Genomic DNA, 18,866 nt, shown 5'->3' with positions numbered 1-18,866 from the left:
GAGGGTGGCCGCACGAGTGGCGGAATCCACCGGAGCCATCTTCGCCAGAGACGCGTGGACGGCGGCGATGCCGGTTCGCTTGTGCTGGTTCACCGGCCCGGTGATTGCTTGGGGCGCGGCCCGGACAGGACTCACCCGCCCCAACCAGAAGAGAACATCGTGGAGATGAAGGTGCTGCCGGGGAGGCGCTCTCCCCTCGGCGCGACGTGGGATGGCGAGGGCGTGAACTTCGCCGTGTTCTCGGAGCACGCCACCGCCGTGGAGGTCTGCCTCTTCGACGCCGAAAACCCCGCGCGGGAGACCGCCCGCCTGCGTCTGCGCGAGGTGACCGCGCACGTCTGGCACGGCTACGTGCGCGGGCTGGGCCCGGGGCAGCTGTACGGCTTCCGGCTCGACGGGCCTTACGAGCCGCAGCACGGCCTGCGCTTCAACCCCTTCAAGCTGCTGCTGGACCCGTACGCCCGCGCCGTGGCCGGCAACGTGGACTGGAAGCATCCCGTCTTCGGCTACCCGCTCGGCAACCCCGACGGCGACCTGGCCGGCCGCGACGAGGGCGACAGCGCCGCCGGGATGCCCAAGGGCGTCGTCGTCGACCCGGCATACGACTGGGAGGGCGACCGCCCGCTGCGCACGCCGTGGTACCGCACCGTCATCTACGAGGCTCACGTGAGGGGGCTGACGATGCGGCATCCGGACGTGCCGCCGGAGCTGCGCGGCACCTACGCGGGCGTGGCGCACCCGGCCGTGGTCGAGCACCTGAAGTCCATCGGCGTGACCGCGGTGGAGCTCCTTCCCGTGCACGACTTCGTGGACGACAGCCAGCTGCTGGAGCGGGGACTGCGCAACTACTGGGGATACAACACGCTGAACTTCTTCTCCCCCGACGCGCGCTACTCGGGGAGCGGTGACCGCGGCGGGCAGGTGCGCGAGTTCCGCGACATGGTGAAGGCGCTGCACCGCGCGGGGCTGGAGGTGATCCTCGACGTCGTCTACAACCACACCGCGGAGGGGAACCACCTCGGCCCCACCCTCTCCTTCAAGGGGATCGACAACCCCACGTACTACCGGCTGAAGGACGACGAGCCGCGGTACTACATGGACTACACGGGCACGGGCAACTCGCTCGACACCCGCCATCCCCAGGTGCTGAAGCTGGTGAACGACTCGCTTCGCTACTGGGTGCAGGAGATGCACGTCGACGGGTTCCGCTTCGACCTGGCGGCCACGCTGGCGCGCGAGGAGCACGGGATGGACCGGCTGTCGTCGTTCTTCGACGTCATCCACCAGGACCCGGTGCTCAGCGAGGTGAAGCTGATCGCCGAGCCGTGGGACATCGGCGAGTACCAGGTGGGGAACTTCCCCGTGCTGTGGACCGAGTGGAACGGCAGGTACCGCGACGACGTGCGCACCTACTGGCGCGGCGACGCGGGCAGCGTGGACGAGCTGGCCTACCGGCTCACCGGCTCCAGCGACCTGTACGGCGACGACGGGCGCAAGGCGTACGCGAGCATCAACTTCGTGACCGCGCACGACGGCTTCACGCTGAACGACCTGGTGAGCTACGAGGAGAAGCACAACGAGGCGAACGGCGAGAACAACGGCGACGGCGAGCAGCACAACCGCTCGCTCAACTTCGGGATCGAAGGACCGACGGACGATCCCGGGATCGCCGCCCAGCGCGAGAAGCAGAAGCGGAACTTCCTTGCGACGCTTCTCCTGTCGCAGGGCGTGCCGATGATCCTGGGCGGCGACGAGATCGGCCGGACGCAGGGCGGCAACAACAACGCCTACTGCCAGGACAACGAGATCTCGTGGCTGGACTGGGAGCTGGACGACGCGCGCCGCGACCTGCTGGAGTTCACCCGCCGGGTCGCCCGGCTGCGGCGCGAGCACCCCATCTTCCGGCGGCGCAAGTTCTTCCAGGGGCAGAAGATCCGCGGCTCGGAGCTGAAGGACGTGCGCTGGCTGCGGCCGGACGGCGAGGAGATGGGCGACGCGGACTGGGGGACGCACTTCGTCCGCAGCTTCGGGATGCTCCTCGGCGGCGACGCGATGATGGAGTGGGACGACGAGGGCGAGCGCGTGTTCGACGACTCGTTCCTCCTCCTCTTCAACGCCGCGCCCGAGACGGTGACGTTCGTGCTCCCCGGCACGCCGACCCCCGCGCGCTGGGAGCCGGTGCTCGACACCAGCCGCCCCGCCGCCGCGCAGCCCGAGGGATTGCACGACCCCGGCGCCGCCGTCGAGCTCCCCGGCCGCTCCATGCTCGTCCTCCGCCACGTTCCTGACGACGGGGGGACGGACTGATCTCACGCGGAGACGCGGAGGTGGCTCGACATGCACCTCCGCGTCTCCGCGTCTCCGCGTGAGATCCAGCGATATGGAGGAGACGCAGAGTCGCGACTCCACGCTCCCGATCCAGATGGACGGCCGCTACGCCACCGCGGCGGCGGGCTGGCTCACCGCGTGGTACTGCGAGCAGAGCGCCAGCACCTCGGCGTCGGTGAAGGTGTGGTCGCACTTCTTGGCCGCGTCGAACACGTGGTTCGCAAGGCCCTCGTCCGCGCCGTCCATCCCGTGCGCGTTCAGCCAGTAGCGCACGTTGGAGATGCCGCTCATCGGCGAGATCTCGATCTTCTGGCTGAGCCCGAACCAGCCGGCCGGCACGCCGGAGTAGATGCGGTCCGCCAGCCACGCATCGCCCTTCGCCTCGGCCTTCACGATCGCCGCCGCGTGCACGCCCGTCCCCGTTCGGAACGCATCCTCGCCGAAGACGGGCCAGTTGTACGCCACCGGAACGCGGCAGGCGTCGGCCGCCAGCTGCACGTACTCGCTCAGCTTCGACAGGTCCCAGTCGTGCAGCCCGAGGAGCTTCAGATTGACGAGGAGAAGATCCATCTCCGCGTTGCCGCAGCGCTCGCCGATCCCCAGCGCGGTGCCGTGGATGCGGTGCGCGCCCTCCTCGATGGCGGCCAGGCAGTTGGGGATGGCCAGGCCGCGGTCGCGGTGGCCGTGCCAGTCGATCTTCACGTCCTCGCCGCTGGGCTCCACCACCTCCTGGCGGACGAAGCGCACCAGCTGCCGCACGCCGTGCGGCGTGGCGTGCCCCACCGTGTCGGCCAGGCAGATGCGCCGCGCGCCGCACTCGATGGCGGTCTGGTACAGCTTCTTCAGCACCTCGGGGCGGGCGCGCGTGGTGTCCTCGGTCACGTACATCACCGGCAGCCCGTTCTGCACCGCGAAGCAGACGGCGTCGTCGGTGGCGCGCAGCATCCGCTCCAGCGTCCAGTCCTCGGCGTACTGGCGGATGGGCGAGCTGCCGATGAAGGTCGCCGCCTCGATGGCCATCCCCACCCGCTGGGAGATGTCGATGATGGGCTGTATGTCGGCGCGCACCGTCCGCGCGGCGCAGTTGGGCGCGATGGGAAGGCGGTGGTCGGCGATCTCGCGCGCGAGCGCCTCCACGTCGCGCACGGCGCGCGGGCCGGCGCCCGGAAGGCCGATGTCGGCCGAGGCGATGCCGAGCTCGCTCATCAGGTGTAGCAGCCGGATCTTCTCGTCGATCGTGGGATCGGTCACCGACGGGGACTGCAGCCCGTCGCGCAGCGTTTCGTCGTTCAGCTGCACGCCGCGGCGGGTGGAGTAGTCGAAGCAGCCTTCAACGCAGTTCCAGTCGTGGATCAGCTCGCTTTCCTGCATCGGTCCTCTGCGGGCGTGGCGCGGTGGGCGACAGAAGCGCGGCGCGCGGTCGAGCGCGGCTCACTGTTCACTGGCGGAATCTTAGCAGAACGTTCGACTGAACGAAACGTGCCGCGCGGATTGGGCCTTGGGGGGCTGGGGATGCAGCGGTGCACGACGAAGCCATTGAAGCCGACGACGGTCATCAGCACGAGCAGCTGGACCGCCGCGTGCCCGGCGAACCTGTCCAGGATCACGGGGAGCATGGTGACGGACACGATGGCGCTCGCGATCGCAACGTGAAGCCGGGTCGCCCTGCCACGCAGGCGCAGGCTCCGGGGGCCGATCTCGAGTTCCGGGCACGGTTGGGGATTCTCGCGGGCGGAATCCGGCATCGGAATGGCGGTTCGAGGTGACGCGTGTCGAGGCGGGGCAGCGCGGCGAATCCGCGCGCTCGTATTGATACCCCGCACCCGATACCCGGGGACGGCGCCGCACCGTGCGGCTTACGAGAATCATAACGAGAGGAGACTGTCGGTGTTACCATCGACTCTCAAGGACGCAACCGGCAGCGATGATCTTCAAGTACTTGTGAACATATAACTTACCTCGCCGCAGCCGTCGTGCGGCCATGCGGCAGGAGTTTGATGCAGAATCCTGTGAATTGAAGGGGATTTCTCTTCGTAATGTAAGTAATGGCAACGGCGCTCCTCGATGTCGTCGATGATCTTGAGGATGTTCTGCTCGAACTCTTTCCGAACTGGCCGGAGAGATCCTCCTGTTCCGGATTGATCGAGGTATCCTCCCGGCCCGGCGAATGGGTCGAGACCGCGTTGACACCATCTCCGCCGCTCGGCATCTTCCGGCCGTCCATTCTCCTCCATTGATCCCGATGCCTTCGACGCCGGCGGTCCCGCCCCTGCTTTCCGACGCTCGCCTCAGGCCCGTCCGCGCGCTCGCCCACCAGACCGACGCCGACACGCTGAACGACCAGCTGGAGCTGGTCGTCATCCCCTCGCCGCCGTTCGGCGAGGAGACGCGCGGCGCCCGGCTGGCGGAGCGCTTCCGCGAGATCGGCCTGGCCGGGGTGCGGCGCGACGGCGAGGGAAACGTCATCGGCTCCATCCCCGGCGCCAACGGCGATCCGCGCCCCATCGTCGTCGCGGCGCATCTGGACACCGTGTTCGCGGCGGGCACGGACCTCACGCCGCGGCGCGAGAACGGGCGCATCTACGTTCCCGGCATCACCGACAACGCGCGCGGGCTGGCGGGAATGCTGGCCGTGGCCCGGGTGCTGGCGCGCGCCGGGGTGCGGCCGAAGCGCCCGGTGGTGTTCGTCGGCACCGTGGGCGAGGAGGGCGCCGGCGACCTGCGCGGGGTGAAGCACCTGTTCGGCGAGGGCGGCGAGCTGCGCCAGGCGGCCGGCTTCATCGCGCTGGACGGGTCGGGGCTGCGCCGCATCGTGCACCGCGCCATCGGCTCGCGGCGGCTGCGCGTGGAGGTGGCCGGCCCGGGCGGGCACTCGTGGGCGGACCGCGGCGCGGCGAACCCCATCGTCGCCCTGGGTGCGGCGGCGGCGGAGATCGCGGCGCTGGCGCTGCCGGAGCCCACGCGCACGGCGCTCACCGTGGCGCGGATCGGCGGCGGCACCAGCATCAACGCCATCCCCGGCGGCGCATGGATGGAGCTGGACATGCGCAGCGAGGCGCCCGGCGTGCTCCCGCGGCTGGAGGAGAGCGTGCGCGCGGTGCTGGCCCGCGTGGTGGAGCGCGAGAACGCGGGGCGGCACAAGAACACCGAGCCGCTCACCTCCGCCGTCGCCGTCATCGGCGACCGCCCCAGCGGGCAGACACAGCCGCGCGAGCCGCTGGTGCAGGCCGCGTCGGCCATCACCTACGGCCTGGGACAGAAGCCGGAGCTGGTGGGCTCGTCGACCGACGCCAACGTACCCATGGCGCTGGGCATCCCCTCCATCGCCATCGGCGTGGGCGGCGACTCGGGCGGCATCCACACCACCGACGAGTGGTACAGCAACGAGAACGGCGCGCTGGGCGTGGAGCGCGCGCTGCTCATCATCCTGGCCGCCGCGGGCGTGGAGGCGTAGAGGCGCAATCCGCGGCTCCGCGATCTCCTGAGAAAGTCCTGCTCCCGTCCTCGACTTTCTGCTGTGATGGGCGGCGGTGGTCGTCTACAGGCGCTCCTAAGAAAGTCCTGCTCCCATCCTCGACTTTCTGCTGTGATGGGCGGCGGTGGTCGTCTACCGGCGCTGAAAAGAAGGTTCCGCGCAGCCCGATCACCGGCGACTGAAGTCGCAGCAACAACTACGGGAAGCCTCGCAAACCGCGCGAGGCTGATCCGCTCGCTCCGCGGCATCGGCGCTCTTCCTTTCCTCCTCCCTGGACGCGCGCAGCGCGGGGACGACTCAGGATCGACATCCCCGGTTCCGTCCCGTCCCTCCCCCGCCGCGTTCCACACGCGCACGGCACCGCCGGTCCCATCTCCGCCAGCATCCATCGTCCCTCCGCGTTCCACTTTGGCGCGGGAACGCGCCCGGCCGCGCCACACCGGCGCGGCTGAACGTGCGGACCGGGAGAACCACGATGCGCAAGATGAAGCTCGACGTGGACGACCTGCGGGTGACGTCGTTCGAGACCCACGTGGAGGAGAAGGAGCGCGGGACCGTGCGCGGCCACGTGGCGACGGAGTGGAACACCTGCGAGGGCGGCACCTGCAACGGGCAGCAGACCTGCTGGGACAGCTGCGACGGCGTGTGCGGCACGTACTACTGCGTCACCGACGGCTCGTGCTGGAACTACTCGTGCATCAACACCTGCTCGCTGACGGTGAACCCGTGCTACCCCACGGCCGGCGAGGTGAACTCCTGCAAGTTCGCCTGCCGCTGAGCTCCGCCGTCCGGCCACGCGAACCGGGCCCCTCCGCCACCCAGGCGGAGGGGCCCGATTGCCTTCCCGCCTACACCGGCTACTCCGGCGCGACGACGGAGTGGTCGCCCAGGTCTACCTGTCCGGATACGCCGCGCACCTTCACGTCGTTGCCGATCAGCGAGTCGTGCAGGTCGCAGCCGTCGATCTCGGCGTTCGCGCCGACGATGCAGTCGCGCAGCTTCGAGCGCCGCACCGTGCTCCCCGAGCTGATGGTGACGTTCGGGCCGATCTCGCAATCCTCCAGCGTCACACCGTCGGCCACGTGCACGGGCTCGTGCACCGTCACGCCCTCCTTCGCCGGGGGGCTCTTGCCGCGCGTGGTGGAAAGCACGTGCAGGTTGGTTTCCAGCAGCGTTTCCGGCTTCCCCGCGTCGTACCACCCCTTCACCTCTTCCACCTGCAGCCTGCCGCCGTGGTCCACCATGTACTGGAAGGCGTCGGTCAGGAAGTACTCGCCGCCGGGGCCGGTGGGCTGCTGCATGGTGTGGCGGATCCCCTCGAACAGCAGCTTCCAGTCGCGGATGTAGTACAGGCCGATGTTGGCCAGCTTCGAGACGGGCTCCTTCGGCTTCTCGAAGATCCGCTGCATGCAGCCGCGCTCGTCGGTCTGGATCACGCCGAAGCGCTGGTAGTCCTCCACCTCCTTGGCCCAGATCACCCCCGCCACGTCGTCGGGCAGCCGGTTCACCACCGTCAGGTCCGCGTCGAACAAAGTGTCGACGAAGATGATGAGCAGGTCCTCGTGCACGAACGGCTCGGCCAGGCGAATGGCGTCGGCGGTGCCCTTCTGCTCCACCTGCTCCACGTACTCGGCGTGGAAGTCGGGGTACTCGGCGCCCATATACTCTTCGACCTTCTCCTTCAGGTGCCCGGTGATGAGCACCGCCTCGTGCACCCCCAGCTGGCGGAGGTCGTCCAGGATGTAGGAAAGGACGGGCTTGTCGCCCACCTTCAGCAGCGGCTTGGGCGTAACGTGCGTGTGCGGGCGAAGGCGCGTGCCCTTCCCCGCCACCGGCATCACGACGATCACGTGGGGCTCCGGATGCGATGGGACGATGGATGATGCGGACGCCGGGGACCGGGCAGGTTCCGTACCGGCCGGGGAGCGGCGGCGGGAAGATGTGGACGGGTGGGAAAGTGCGAAAGTGCGAAAGTGCGGAGTGCGGGAGTGCGTCGGGATCGTGATCGGAATGGAGATGCGAACACCTGCGCTTGTTGCGCCGGGATCTCCGGGCCTCCGCGTCTCCGTGTCTCTGTGTGAGAAACCCATCCGTCTCACCTCCACGCCTCGCGGCGGGGACGCGGGGGAGGCGGTGCTCGCGCGGGGGCGGGGCGGCGGATAGATTGGCGCCCTTCCACGCCGCACCGCACCCGCACCCGCCGAGCATGGGGCTGATCCGCGCGCTTTCCAGCAACCGGGCCTGGACCGATCCCGAGTCGCCCGACCGGCGGCTGCGGGGGCGCGAGTACGCCGTGCCGTTCAGCGCGGTGTGGGAGGCGGCGGTCGAGACGGCGCGGAAGCGCTCGCGGTGGACCGTCACCGAGGCCAACCCCAGGCGGGGCGAGATCGTGGCCGAGGCGCGCACCGCGCTCTGGCGCTTCACCGACGATATCATCATCCGCCTGTCGCTGGACGGTGACGGGATGACGCGCGTGGACGTCGTGTCACAGTCGCGGGTCGGGAGCGCCGACTTCGGCGTGAACGCGCGGCGGATTGCCCGCTTCTTGCACGCGCTCGACCGCCACCTGCGCCGCCCCGCGGGGCGCGGCGAATCACGTAAAACAAGCAGCGGCAAGTAGATGGCGTCGTCGAAAGCGTCCCGGCAGAGTCTTCCGGACCGCATCCCGGTCCTCCCCATCCGCAGCACCATCGTGTTCCCCGGCGGGGCCACGGCGCTGCAGATCGGCTTTGCCCCCAATGTCGAGGCGCTCAGCAAGCACCCCGAGAACGACCTGATCGTCGCCATGGTCTCCACCATGGACGACGGTTTTCCGCTGGACCCGCGCGAGCTGGAGAAGATCGCCACCGCCGTGCGCGTGCTGGACCGGCTGAACCTTCCCGGCGGGACGATCCAGACCACGCTCCAGGGGCTGCGCCGCATCCGCCTCACCCAGGTGCGGCTGGAGGACGGCTACTACTCCGCCACCCCGCACGAGGTGGATGAGGTGCCCGCCCCCGCGGAAGAGGCCGACCCGCTGATCGAGAAGATCGTCGCGACCGTCAGCGCCGTGGCCAACGCGGTGGAGCGCGTCCCCGACGAGGTGCCGCGCATCCTGCGCATGAACCTGGGCGACGCCGGGCGCTTCGCCGACCTGGCCGCCACGCTCTGCAACCTGAAGCTTCCCGACCGCGACGCGGTGCTGCAGGAGCTGGACGTGCTGGCCCGGCTGAAGTTCGTGCTCCACTCGCTGGAGGGCGAGTGGGAGCACCTGCGCGAGGTGGAGCACGCCACCGGCGCCGAGGAGGCGGGCACCGGCCCGCTCCCCGCCGGCGGGCGCGAGCGGCGCGACGAGATCCGCCGCCGCATCCAGGCGCTGCAGGCCGAGCTGGGAGAAGTCGACCCCGTGGAGCGCGAGGCCAACGAGGCGCTGCGCCTGGTGGAGCGCTCGCAGCTCCCGCCGCGCGTGGCCGCCGTGGCCCGCCGCGAGGCCGAGCGGCTGCGCTCCAACTCCACCACGGCCACCGAGGCGCAGGAGATCCGCGCCTACATCGACGCGCTGGTGGCGCTCCCCTGGCAGCGCCGGGCCGACGGCGGGAAGTTCGACCTGGAGGCGGTGCGCACCGCCATCGAGAACGAGCACCTCGGGCTGGAAGAGCCCAAGCGGCGCCTCCTGGAGGTGATCGCCGTGGCGGAGCTGCGCGGCGACCTGCGCGGGCCCATCCCCTGCCTGGTGGGGCCGCCGGGGGTGGGCAAGCGCACGCTGGCGCAGGCCATCGCCAAGGGACTCAACCGCCCCGTCGTCCGGCTGGAGCTGGGCGGGCGCAGCGAGGCGCAGCTGGTGGGCAGCAAGCGCGGCCGCAGCGGCGCGCAGATGGGCAAGCTGATGCAGCTGATCCGCGACGCGGGCGTGCGCGACCCCGTGTTCCTGCTGGAGGAGCTGGACGAGATCGGGCTGGGGAACGTGGACGGCGACCCGGTCGAGGCGATGGAGGAAACGCTCGACCCCGAGAACCGCGACACCTTCACCGACCGCTGGCTGGACGTGCCCTTCGACCTCTCCGACGTCTTCTTCGTGGCCTCGGCGGCGGACTTCGGGCGGATCCCGCGCGACCTGCGCAACTACTTCATCGAGATCCGCATCGCCGGGTACACGCCCGAGGAGAAGATCGAGATCGCGCGCGAGTGGCTGTTCCCGCGCATCGTGGCCGAGCACGGGCTGGACCCGGCGAAGGTGACGATCGACGACGAGACGCTGCTCTTCCTCTCCCGCGGCTACGCGCGCGACGCCGGCGTGGGGAACCTGCGCCGCTCGCTCGCCGCGGTGATGCGCTACCTGGCCGCGGACAAGGCGGCCGGCAAGGGCGAGCAGTGGGCGGTGACGCGGGAGACGATCGAGGAAGTTCTCGGCTACCCGCGCTACAACCCCACGCCGGCCGAGGTGGCGCCCGAGGTGGGCGTGGTGACGGGGCTGGCGTGGACCGCGTCGGGCGGTGAGCTGATGTTCATCGAGGCGCTGAAGATGCCGGGGACCGGCCGCCTGATCATCACCGGGCTGCTGGGCGACGTGATGCGCGAGTCGGTGAACGCCGCGTTCAGCTACGTGCGCTCGCGCGCGGCCGAGCTCGGCATCCCCCGCGACGCCTTCGCCGACTACGACATCCACGTGCACTTCCCCGTGGGCGCCACGCCCAAGGACGGCCCGTCGGCCGGCGCGGCGGTCACGCTGGCCATCGCCAGCTCGCTGTCGGAGCGGCCGGTGCGGCACGACATCGCCATGACGGGCGAGGTCACGCTGCGCGGGAAGATCCTGGAGATCGGCGGGGTGAAGGAGAAGGTGCTGGCCGCCTACCGCGCCAACATCACCCACGTGATCCTGCCCTCGGGGAACAAGCGCGACCTGCGCGACGTGCCCGAGGACGTGCGCGAGGGGATGACCTTCGACTACGTGGAGCGGATGGACCAGATCTTCCAGCTCGCGCTGATGGGCGAGCCGCGCGTGGTGCGCGACGGCCCCGCGCCCCCGCCGCCGGCCAGCGAAGGCGTCGACATCCCCCGCCCCGCCGAGCAGGACCGCCAGGCGGCGAGCGAAAAGTAGGGAGATCGGCCGCAATCGCCGGATGGAACGGCGAGTGAATCGGACTTCGCGCGGGCCGGGCGCCAGCGGGAGGCGCACTCACGCACTTCCGCACTTCCGCACTCACGCACTTTCGTACTTTCGCACCCTCGCACTTTCGCACCCGCCTTGACGGCCGTTCGCCGCGCCGAGACCTTTCCTCCCCCGTCCGCCGGACACGAGCGCCGCACCCGCGTCAAAACGCATGAGGGCCGACACCTTCGCCAAGCTGGTCACCCTCGAGACGCTGATCGACGCGGAGGTGGGCTACTGGCTGCAGCACCATCCGGCCTCGATGGACCGCTACCGCGAGGCGCTGGTGGCGCGCGTCAGCGACCTGCTGGACGAGATCGACCGGCTGGACGAGGTGGCGGCGGCGCGCATCTACGACGCGCTGGTGGACTTCCTGGCCGAGCTGCCGGAAGACGACGAGGGCGTGGTGGAGGCCGCCGTCCGCTTCAAGCGCGCGGTGGACAAGCTCATCGACCGGGCGATGGAGCCGCGCGACCTGGACGATGCCAGCACCTGGGCCGTGGTGCTCGACGGGATGCTGGACGAGCTGGCGTACGAGTATCCCCGCGCGGTGCGCACCGGCGGCGGCGAGGCGGACCCGCGCGCCTGCATCCGCGCCCGCGAGCTGGCCCGCGCCGCCCGCGACGCCGGCGAGCGCATGATCGCCGCGCGCCGCACCGACGCGCGCACCATGCTGCGCGACGACCTGGACCGGCTGGTGCTGGCGGTGGAGCACCGCAGGCTCTCCGCCGCCGAGGCCGAGCCGCTGATCCGCGCGCCGCAGCGAATCGCAAGGCGCTTGCGCCCGTCGGGGCTCGGGCGAGTCGGGGCCGCGGTGGTCGGCCAGCTGCTCCGCCGCCGGTCGAAGGGGCCGAAGATTCCGTAGAAAAGAAGTCCTAAGTCCTGAGTCCTAAGTGCTAAGTGGATTACGTCGGCACTCAGCACTCAGCACTCAGCACTCAGCACTCAGCACTCAGCACTCAGCACTCAGCACTCAGCACTTGTTCACTTAGGACTTGGGACTCAGGACTTAGGACTTAGGAATATCTTTCGATGGATATAAAAACCGGCGAACGCCGCCTCGTGAGCATCCGGCGCTTCGTTCCCCAGCACCGGCGCGGGGAGTACGCGCAGGCGTGGGCCGAGCTGCACGCCGCCGCCACGCTGCGGGGCGCGCACGCCTGGCACTTCGTGAGCGGCGATACGCCCGGCGTGTTCCTTGAGTTCCTGGAGTTCGGCCCGGAGAGCGACATCCGCGACGACCCGGGCGTCCTGGACGCCATCCGCAACCTGCACGCGGAGTTCAACCTGCCCTACCCCGCGCCCAACACGCTGGAGGAGTGGGTGGAGATCGCCGCGCCCAACCGGGAGGCCCCGTGAGCGCCACCGACCGCGAGCGGCTGATCGCCCTGCTGCTGGAGCGCTCCTTCCGCGTGGGCGACTTCGTGCTCTCGTCCGGCGCGCGCAGCCGCTACTACGTGGACGCGCGCACCACCACCACCCACGCCGAAGGCCAGGCCGTGGTCGGGCGCCTGGGCCTCGCCGCCATCCGCGACGCCGGGCTGCGCCCCGCCACGGTGGGCGGGCTGACGCTGGGCGCGGACCCGGTCGCCTACGCCATCGCCCACGCGTCGTGGATCGCGGGCGACCCCGTGAACGCCTTCACCGTGCGCAAGGAGCCGAAGACGCACGGCACCGGCAAGCGCGTGGAAGGCTGCTTCGCCGCGGGCGACGAGGTGGTGGTGATCGAGGACACCGTCACCACCGGCGGCAGCGCGCTGAAGGCCATCCAGGCCGTCGAGTCCGAGGGCGGCACCGTCCTCGCCGTGCTCGCGCTGGTCGACCGCGAGGAAGGCGGCCGCGAGGCGATCGAGCAGGCGGGATACCGGGTGCTGACGCTGGTCCGCGTCTCGGAGCTTCTTTCCGCGATGGAGTGAGGAAAAGAAGTACGAAAGTACGGAAGTACGAGAGTACGCAACTGCAATGGCATCAACCGCGAAGCCCCACGCCACTCCCGGCGCGGGGCTTCGTCTTTTTCGTACTTCCGTACTCCTCGTACTTTCGTACTATCCTCTGAACTTCATCTCGTTCGACGCTTCGAACCCGAGTCGCTCGTACAGCGGCCGGCCCTCGCGCGAGGCGTGGAGGATCGGGCGGGGGATGCCGTTCTCGCGCGTCCACGCCAGCAGCTCGCGCATCAGCCGCTCGGCGACGCCGCGGCGGCGCCACGCGCGCTCGGTGAAGACGTTCACGATCAGCCCCTGCGGCCCCGTCTCGATCTCGCGCCTGTCCCGCGGCCGGGGGATGATGGTGCGCAGATGCACCCCCGCGCCCGCCACTACCTCGTCCGAGCCCGCGGGCGACGCCAGCCACGCCACGTACTCGCCCGCCGGAATGCCGCGCTCCATCCACGCCCGCGTCGCCTCCACCAACTGGGGGTACAGCTCGTCCGGAAGATCGCCCATGTCGCGGAACATCTCCGCCCGGTGCCGCGCCAGCACCACCGCGTCATCGACCGAGGCGCGGCGGATGGTGATCGTGTCAGCGTCGTTCATCGATCAGGAAAACAGGGCGCGGTGTGCGGTTGAAGCCTCGCGCAGTTTGCGAGGCTTTCCGTTGTTGTAGCTGCGGCTTCAGCCGCCCTTCGCGCGTGCGGGATTTCCGGTGCGATCTCACCATTGGCGTGTGATCCGCGCCGCACCCTCACCCCGTGATCGCCTCCCACACCTTCTCCACGTCGCCCAGGTCCGCGAACACGTGGTCGGCGCCGGTCCCGGCCAGCTCGTCGAGCGGGTGGTGGCCGGTGGCTACGGCGATGGTGCGCACGCCCAGGTGCTCGCCGCACTCCACGTCCCTGGGCGTGTCGCCGATGATCACGATCTCCTTCCCCGAATAGCCCACGCCGTTCAGCACCCGCGCCCGCTCCACCGCGATGGCGGGGAGCTCGCGGCGGAGCGCGTGGTCGCTCCCGAACGCGCCCACGCGGAAGCGCCGGAACCCCAGCCGCGCCGCGTCCACCTTGATGCGCGCGCCCTCGCGGATGTTGCCGGTCAGCACGCCCAGCACCATCTCCGGGTGATGGTGCTCGATGCGCTCCAGCAGCGCCGCCACGCCCGGGAGCGGGTCCACGCGGGCGTCGTGGATCTCGCGGTGCAGGTTCTCCACGTAGCGGAACCAGAGCGCCGGGAGCGCGGCGTCGATCTCCCGGTCGGGGATGTCGGCGGAGCGCAGCAGGTCGCGCACGATCTCGGGGTCGGTGCGCCCCGCGAACGAGTAGCCGGGGATGTGCCCGACGGTGCCGAACACCTCCATCAGCGCGCGATGGACGGCCCGCTTCCCCGCGCCGCCGGCGGAAAGCAGGGTGCCGTCGATGTCGAACAGGACCAGCCGGCGCATACGTCTCCAGAACTCGTGGCTCGTAACGGCGGAGCGGGGCGCGCTCCGCATCTTCGTATAGCACCTCGCCGCCCGTCTGTCACCCGCACGACGAAATCGTTGTGCTCCGTCTCCCCTCTTCCCGATCTTCTCCACGGGAGTTTGACGCGGATCTGCCAATCATGTCACACCGTTCAGGGAGATGGGGATCATGGCGGCACAGCAGGCGATGCCGGCGGGCGGCGGCGTTCCGGGCGGGACGGTCGCGCTCGACCGCTGGGCGACGGGGAGGAACGCGCTGATCGCGCTGGCGCTGGTGCTCGTTTTCGTGGGGCTGTTCATCGCCGCGCGGCGGCTGCTGGGCCTGAAGGGGGCGCCGTCGATCGGCGCCCCGTGGCCCTTGGCGAGCCCGGGCGAGCTGGTGGACATCGCGAAGCGATTGGGGACGGACGGGCGGCGCGGGACGGTGATCGTCACGCTGGTGCTCGACACGCTCTTTCCGCTGGTGTACGGGGCGGCGCTGGCGTTCAGCTCCGGGTATCTGCTCGCGCGGCTGAACGCGCCGGCGCCGCTCCGGGCGCTGCGCTTCATCCCCCTCGCCGCCGTGGTGTTCGACTACCTGGAGAACCTCTGCATCGCGCTCCTGCTCGGCTTCTATCCGCGGATGAACGCGGCGGCCGGCCCGCTCGCCGTCTTCACGCGCGGGAAGTGGCTGCTGATCTTCGCCTCCACCGCCGTCGTCCTGATCGCCGGCGCATGGCTCCTCGCCCGGAAAGTCTTCGGAAGGGGATGAGACCGAATCCCTCCGGCGTGATGTCGTCGGTAATTCCGTAGACGTCATCCTGAGGCCGGCCACGCCGGAACCAGAACCGGCGCAAGGGCTTGCAGGCCGAAGGATCTATCGCCCGTCCAGCACGTCAGACCGGGATCGCCGCCTTCCCATTCTTCCCGTGGAGCGATGAAGGCGTAATCGGGCGCGAAACTCAAAATCACGTGCCTGGCGAGTATGGATCCTTCGGCCGGCAACGTTATGCGTGGACGGAAGTTGCGGAGTGGCCGGCCTCAGGATGACGTCGATTGGGTGCGGCGCGGATGCAATGAGATTCCCATCGCTGCGATCCTTGCGAGGGGCGGTGATGGGCGAGGGCGATGCGCGTGGAAGTCGTGAGGGGAGGGAGATGGCGGAGCGGAAGGAGTGGCGGCCGGAGGCAGTGGTGTTCTGCGGAGTGCAGGCGGCGGGAAAGAGCACCTTCTACCGCGAGCGCTTCTTCGAGACGCACGTCCGCATCAACATGGACATGCTGAAGACGCGCCGCCGCGAGACGCTGCTGCTGGAGGCGTGCCTCCTCGGCAGGCAGCCGTTCGTGGCCGACAACACCAACGTGCTGGCGGCGGACCGGGCGCGGTACATCGGGCCGGCGCGCGCGGCTGGGTTCCGCGTGAGCGGCTACTTCTTCCGCGCCACCCCGCGCGAGGCCATCGCCCGCAACAAGGCGCGCAGCGACAAGCCCAGCATCCCCATCCCCGGGCTGCTGGGCACGTACAAGCGCCTGGAGGAGCCGCGCTGGAGCGAGGGCTTCGACGCGCTCTACACCGTCACCCTCACCGCGGCCGGCATCTACCTCGTCGAGCCCGCTCCGCCCGATCCGCCGCCGATCTGACGAAACGCTCCGGACGAGGCCATCAAACCACGCGGAGAGCGCGACGGAATCATTGTGCTCTGCTCCGCAGGTGCCGCAATTGAACATCCCCCGTGGTTCCCTGCCCGGCCGCGCCTCCCGCGGCACCCTTTCACCAGGAGGACGTCATGCGAGCTCTCGTGATCAGCGGCGGCGGGTCGAAAGGGGCGTTCGCCGTGGGCGCGCTGAAGTACCTGATGCTGGAGAAGGGGCTGGACTTCGACATCCTGGCCGGCACCAGCACCGGCGCGCTGATCGCCCCGATGATCGCCGCGCAGGGGAAGGCGGCGCTCGCCGCGCTGGAGACGGAGTACACCACCGTCACCACCAAGGACATCCTGGACGGCGAGCTGGCCATCCGCGTGCTCGAGGGGAAGCCGTCGTTCCACGGCAGCAAGCCGCTGCGCAAGCGGATCGAGGCGCACGTCACCCAGCAGGTGTTCGACGCGCTGCGGGCGTCGAAGAAGCGGATGGCGGTGACGTCGGTGGACCTGCACGACGGGAAGCTGGTGTACTACCAGACCGGGCCGACGCCCATCCCCAGCGACGACGTGGTGGTGCAGGTGCAGACGCTGGAGCAGCTGGTGAACGCCATCCACGCGTCGGCCAGCATTCCCGTGTACATGCCGCCGGTGCCCAACTCGCGCCCGGGTGCGCCCGCCGACCCCTACGTGGACGGCGGCGTGCGCGAGTACGTGCCGATCGAGATCGCCATCGACGCGGGCGCGGACGAGATCTGCTGCATCATCCTGGCGCCACAGCTGGAGAAGCGGGCCACCTTCGAGAAGCCCAAGCCCAACGTGGTGGACGTCCTGCAGCGCAGCATCGACCTGCTGAGCGAGGAGGTGGGCGCCAGCGACGTGAAGCTCTCGCAGCTCTACACCAGCGCCAACGTCTGGATCAACGCGGTGGTCGGAAAGCTGCGCGCGGCGGGAGTGAAGGACGACGTGATCGTCCCCGCGTTCCAGAACGCCGGGGTGAAGAACCCCTTCGCGGGGAAGCGCGCGGTGTCGCTGCGCATCATCCGCCCGCAGAAGCCGCTGCGGGGCGAGACGCTGAAGTTCAGCCCCGACGACATGAAAGCGAACCTGGAGTACGGCTTCCAGTGCGCGAAGGAGCAGTGGGACGCCAGCGGCAAGTAGGCTTCCGGCATCCACCTCGCCACGCCGGCGGCGGCCGGCAATCTGGCGCGGCCGGCACCGCGGCCTTATCGGTACCACGAGAGTCCGGGCCCGTTCACCATCCGCGTAACTCCGCCAGGGCCATGCGCCGTCTTGCCGCCATCCTCGCCGTGCTTCTCTCCGCTCCTGCGTCTGCCCAGAACGTGATTACGGGCATGACGCACGAGGAGCCCACGGCTGTCCAGGACAGCCTGCGAGGGCCGGTGCGCTCCGTCCGGCTGACCTTCACCGGGGCGGTGGGCGGCAGCGACGTCGTCATCGTGACCACGTACGACCGCGGCGGCCGCCGGGCGGAGCTGCTGACGTACCGGGCTGACGATCTGCGGTCGCGGCTGGTTTACACCTACGACGAGCGGGGCCGCAACACCGGCTGGGAGTTCTACGAGGTCCCGCGCGGCGGAGGGCCCCACACCGCCTACCACGAGTCCCCGCCCGGGACGCCTCTGCCCACCGTGCCGCAGCGGCGCGTGTACGTGCTGGACGAGGCGGGGCGGCGCATGGAGGAGCGCGAGATCCTCCCCAACGGAACACTCCTCTCCCACATGGAGTTCGCCTACGACTCCGCCGGCCGGACGCGCCTGATGACGCAGTTCGACTCGCGCGGCGAACAGAGCTCGCGGACCGCGCAGGAGTACGACGCCGCCGGCAGGGTGCGCGCCCAGCGGTTCTTCTACGGCGGAAGGGAGAGCCGCACCGTCTACGACTACGACGAGCGCGGCAATCTGGTGCTGTTGGAAGCCACGATTTCGACGGGGGGCTGGAGGCGCGCCAGGTCATCCGCTACGACGCCGCCGGGCACAGGCTGGAGGAAGAGATCTACGACCACGCCGAGCCGCGCTGGCGCGTCGAGTACCGCTACGACGACCAGGGGCGGCTGCGCGAGAAGGAGACGCACGACGCCCATCCCCGCCTTCTCGCGCTGCCGCCCAGACCCGTACCGGGAAAGGTGGTGTACACGTACCAGCCCGACGGCGGCCACACGGAGGAGATGATCCGCTACGATGCCGGCGGAGCGGCCTCGGAGCGCAGGGTGGAGCGGTTCGACGCCGGCGGGAAACGGGTGGAGTGGGAGGAGTTCAACCGGGACGGGACGAGGGCGGCGCAGCAGGTTTTCGACCCCGTGCTCGGCCGTGCCCGGGTGCTTGCCGGCCGGATGCGCTGGACCGAGGAGGTCGACGCGCACGGCAACTGGACGCGCCGCGGGTATAGGGTGGTTCCCGACGACGGCGGCACTCCGCGCCCGCTGTGGGAGCAGGTGCGCGAGATCACCTACTGGTGAGCCGCGCGCACCGGATGCGAGGGAGGCCGCGGACGAATCGCCGTCCGCGGCCTCCGCTCTTTCCCGGCGGGAAGCCGGTCGTACCGGACCTGGCAACCAGGGAGGATGAAAGGGGGATCGGTCGTGAGCGCCGATGCCGCGGAGTGAGCGGAACAGCCTCGCGCAGTTTGCGAGGCTTCCCGTAGTTGTTGCTGCGACCGTAACCGTTCAGTTGGTCGGCAGGATATTGGGCGCGGGGGTGCCGGCGCGCAGGGCTGCGATGGAGCGAGCGACGAAGTCGAGCGGATGAATCCCTTGTTGTTGGCAGGTCGCGCTGATCGAGAGGATGCGCTCGGCGTAGCGAAGCCCGGCTTCGCTCTGGCTGCCGAAGCTGTTCTTCCTCCACAACACGGCTTTCCGCAGCGCGCGTTCGGCCGCGTTGTTGGTCGGCTCGACCGGCTCG

General features: G+C 69.9%; 20 protein-coding genes. 14 read left to right on the top strand and 6 right to left on the bottom strand.

Features of this window, described 5'->3' with window-relative positions:
- Positions 1 to 165 precede the first annotated feature (165 nt).
- Positions 166 to 2,307 (top strand): glycogen debranching protein GlgX, encoded by a 2,142-nt coding sequence (gene glgX, locus VLK66_RS23765; RefSeq protein ID WP_325311999.1) that lies wholly within the window; start codon positions 166 to 168, stop codon positions 2,305 to 2,307.
- A 126-nt stretch (positions 2,308 to 2,433) separates the two neighbouring features.
- Here the strand turns inward: glgX and VLK66_RS23760 are convergent, their stop codons facing one another.
- Positions 2,434 to 3,699, bottom strand: a complete 1,266-nt coding sequence (locus tag VLK66_RS23760; protein ID WP_325311985.1) for a LeuA family protein — start codon at positions 3,697 to 3,699, stop codon at positions 2,434 to 2,436.
- The gene (locus VLK66_RS23755) at positions 3,681 to 4,073 is read right to left on the bottom strand and encodes a hypothetical protein (RefSeq protein ID WP_325311984.1); all 393 of its coding nucleotides are present in this window, start codon (positions 4,071 to 4,073) and stop codon (positions 3,681 to 3,683) included. Before VLK66_RS23755 ends, VLK66_RS23760 begins: the two co-directional genes overlap by 19 nt.
- Positions 4,074 to 4,373: 300 nt before the next feature.
- On the opposite strand from VLK66_RS23755, the gene VLK66_RS23750 reads away from it, so the two are divergent.
- The 3 genes from VLK66_RS23750 (at position 4,374) to VLK66_RS23740 (ending at position 6,581) form a co-directional block, all read left to right on the top strand.
- Positions 4,374 to 4,565, top strand: coding sequence for a hypothetical protein (locus VLK66_RS23750; protein ID WP_325311983.1), 192 nt, complete (start codon positions 4,374 to 4,376; stop codon positions 4,563 to 4,565).
- Positions 4,566 to 4,570: 5 nt separating this feature from the next.
- Positions 4,571 to 5,782: a M20/M25/M40 family metallo-hydrolase gene (locus tag VLK66_RS23745; protein ID WP_325311982.1), complete on the top strand. Its 1,212-nt coding sequence runs from the start codon at positions 4,571 to 4,573 to the stop codon at positions 5,780 to 5,782.
- Positions 5,783 to 6,278: 496 nt separating this feature from the next.
- Positions 6,279 to 6,581, top strand: coding sequence for a pinensin family lanthipeptide (locus tag VLK66_RS23740; RefSeq protein ID WP_325311981.1), 303 nt, complete (start codon positions 6,279 to 6,281; stop codon positions 6,579 to 6,581).
- Positions 6,582 to 6,660: 79 nt separating this feature from the next.
- Here the strand turns inward: VLK66_RS23740 and VLK66_RS23735 are convergent, their stop codons facing one another.
- Complete coding sequence (locus VLK66_RS23735) at positions 6,661 to 7,653, bottom strand: sugar phosphate nucleotidyltransferase (RefSeq protein WP_325311980.1); 993 nt, start codon at positions 7,651 to 7,653, stop codon at positions 6,661 to 6,663.
- A gap of 356 nt (positions 7,654 to 8,009) precedes the next feature.
- On the opposite strand from VLK66_RS23735, the gene VLK66_RS23730 reads away from it, so the two are divergent.
- The 5 genes from VLK66_RS23730 to pyrE all read left to right on the top strand — a co-directional run bounded on the left by VLK66_RS23730 (position 8,010) and on the right by pyrE (position 12,847).
- A complete protein-coding gene (locus VLK66_RS23730) occupies positions 8,010 to 8,423 on the top strand; it encodes a DUF1499 domain-containing protein (protein WP_325311979.1) in 414 nt (137 codons plus the stop codon).
- Entirely contained in the window at positions 8,424 to 10,880 is a 2,457-nt protein-coding gene (gene lon, locus VLK66_RS23725) for an endopeptidase La (RefSeq protein WP_325311978.1), read from the top strand.
- Positions 10,881 to 11,103: 223 nt separating this feature from the next.
- Positions 11,104 to 11,796: a hypothetical protein gene (locus VLK66_RS23720; protein WP_325311977.1), complete on the top strand. Its 693-nt coding sequence runs from the start codon at positions 11,104 to 11,106 to the stop codon at positions 11,794 to 11,796.
- A 197-nt stretch (positions 11,797 to 11,993) separates the two neighbouring features.
- On the top strand, positions 11,994 to 12,290 hold the full coding sequence (locus tag VLK66_RS23715; RefSeq protein ID WP_325311976.1) for a hypothetical protein: 297 nt from the start codon (positions 11,994 to 11,996) through the stop codon (positions 12,288 to 12,290).
- Positions 12,287 to 12,847, top strand: a complete 561-nt coding sequence (pyrE, locus tag VLK66_RS23710) for an orotate phosphoribosyltransferase (protein ID WP_325311975.1) — start codon at positions 12,287 to 12,289, stop codon at positions 12,845 to 12,847. Before VLK66_RS23715 ends, pyrE begins: the two co-directional genes overlap by 4 nt.
- A 129-nt stretch (positions 12,848 to 12,976) precedes the next feature.
- On the opposite strand, the gene VLK66_RS23705 is transcribed toward pyrE, so the two are convergent.
- Both VLK66_RS23705 and VLK66_RS23700 read right to left on the bottom strand, forming a co-directional pair.
- A complete protein-coding gene (locus tag VLK66_RS23705) occupies positions 12,977 to 13,465 on the bottom strand; it encodes a GNAT family N-acetyltransferase (protein WP_325311974.1) in 489 nt (162 codons plus the stop codon).
- Between the two features lie 148 nt (positions 13,466 to 13,613).
- Positions 13,614 to 14,306: an HAD family hydrolase gene (locus VLK66_RS23700; protein ID WP_325311973.1), complete on the bottom strand. Its 693-nt coding sequence runs from the start codon at positions 14,304 to 14,306 to the stop codon at positions 13,614 to 13,616.
- Between the two features lie 190 nt (positions 14,307 to 14,496).
- On the opposite strand from VLK66_RS23700, the gene VLK66_RS23695 reads away from it, so the two are divergent.
- The 5 genes from VLK66_RS23695 to VLK66_RS23675 all read left to right on the top strand — a co-directional run bounded on the left by VLK66_RS23695 (position 14,497) and on the right by VLK66_RS23675 (position 18,424).
- Positions 14,497 to 15,078: a hypothetical protein gene (locus VLK66_RS23695; RefSeq protein ID WP_325311972.1), complete on the top strand. Its 582-nt coding sequence runs from the start codon at positions 14,497 to 14,499 to the stop codon at positions 15,076 to 15,078.
- Positions 15,079 to 15,463: 385 nt separating this feature from the next.
- Positions 15,464 to 15,946 (top strand): AAA family ATPase, encoded by a 483-nt coding sequence (locus VLK66_RS23690; protein WP_325311971.1) that lies wholly within the window; start codon positions 15,464 to 15,466, stop codon positions 15,944 to 15,946.
- Between the two features lie 146 nt (positions 15,947 to 16,092).
- A complete protein-coding gene (locus VLK66_RS23685) occupies positions 16,093 to 17,106 on the top strand; it encodes a patatin-like phospholipase family protein (RefSeq protein ID WP_325311970.1) in 1,014 nt (337 codons plus the stop codon).
- A 194-nt stretch (positions 17,107 to 17,300) separates the two neighbouring features.
- Positions 17,301 to 18,137: a hypothetical protein gene (locus VLK66_RS23680; protein ID WP_325311969.1), complete on the top strand. Its 837-nt coding sequence runs from the start codon at positions 17,301 to 17,303 to the stop codon at positions 18,135 to 18,137.
- Positions 18,134 to 18,424, top strand: a complete 291-nt coding sequence (locus tag VLK66_RS23675; RefSeq protein WP_325311968.1) for a hypothetical protein — start codon at positions 18,134 to 18,136, stop codon at positions 18,422 to 18,424. The genes VLK66_RS23680 and VLK66_RS23675 overlap by 4 nt, the downstream gene beginning before the upstream one ends.
- A gap of 207 nt (positions 18,425 to 18,631) precedes the next feature.
- On the opposite strand, the gene VLK66_RS23670 is transcribed toward VLK66_RS23675, so the two are convergent.
- Positions 18,632 to 18,866, bottom strand: a 235-nt coding sequence (locus tag VLK66_RS23670) for an IS66 family transposase (RefSeq protein WP_325311967.1), incomplete at its 5' end; no start/stop codon positions are given.

The sequence above is a fragment of the Longimicrobium sp. genome (assembly GCF_035474595.1).
Taxonomy (GTDB): domain Bacteria; phylum Gemmatimonadota; class Gemmatimonadetes; order Longimicrobiales; family Longimicrobiaceae; genus Longimicrobium.
This window is presented reverse-complemented; position numbering and strand designations above follow the sequence as displayed.